This window comes from Shewanella sp. SM29, assembly GCF_025654245.1.
GTDB classification, from domain to species: Bacteria; Pseudomonadota; Gammaproteobacteria; order Enterobacterales; family Shewanellaceae; genus Shewanella; species Shewanella oncorhynchi.
Genome location: NZ_JAKKRN010000090.1, coordinates 1 through 789, shown reverse-complemented (window position 1 = coordinate 789; position 789 = coordinate 1). Strand labels below are relative to the sequence as shown.

Below are 789 nucleotides of genomic sequence, written 5' to 3'. Positions count from 1 at the left end.
TGATTTCTTTTCCTAAGGGTACTTAGATGTTTCAGTTCCCCTCGTTCGCCTCGCAACACTATGTATTCATGTTGCGATAACAGCTTATGCTGCTGGGTTCCCCCATTCGGACATCGTTAGCTCAAATGCTTGTTACTAGCTCGCCAACGCTTTTCGCAAGTTACTACGTCCTTCATCGCCTCTGACTGCCAAGGCATCCACCGTATACGCTTAGTCGCTTAACCATACAACCCAAATGAGTTTCACTCACCTGMGYCGCATTGCGACCAGCTTGGTTTTACTTGTCTCACTTCTGACCAAAGAAGTGGACGCGCCTTAGACGTAAACTATTCAATAAAGAATAATTTACTTTTGAATATTCAAGACACTTAATAAAGTGTTTGAGAACTCATGTTCAATGCTTTCGCATTAAACGTTTTGTAATTAATCACATGACAGACTCATGCAATTAAATACTATCAGCTTTCCAAATTGTTAAAGAGCGGGCTTAAAAAAGCCAAAGATAATTTTTAAGTTTATCTTTGGCATCTCTATCCATAGTGCATATGCCTTATTACTTTGCAATAAAGTCAGAATAAGGTGTAAATGGTGGAGCTATGCGGGATCGAACCGCAGACCTCCTGCGTGCAAGGCAGGCGCTCTCCCAGCTGAGCTATAGCCCCATTTACATGCAGTGCGAGTAAGTAAGATGTTCCAAACCTCTAAAAGGATTGGTTTGCCAAATCGAGTTATCCGCGGCAAATTAACGCGACGTTTAGTTCACTAAACGAGTGTTAATTTAACAAAGGA

Annotated in this window: 1 tRNA gene and 1 rRNA gene; both read right to left on the bottom strand. The window is 41.7% G+C overall.

The window, feature by feature from the left end:
* A 23S ribosomal RNA gene (locus tag L5L77_RS22575) occupies positions 1-224 on the bottom strand; the annotation flags it as partial.
* 362 nt (positions 225-586) lie between these two features.
* Positions 587-662 (bottom strand) — tRNA-Ala (locus L5L77_RS22570).
* Between the last annotated feature and the right edge of the window lie 127 nt (positions 663-789).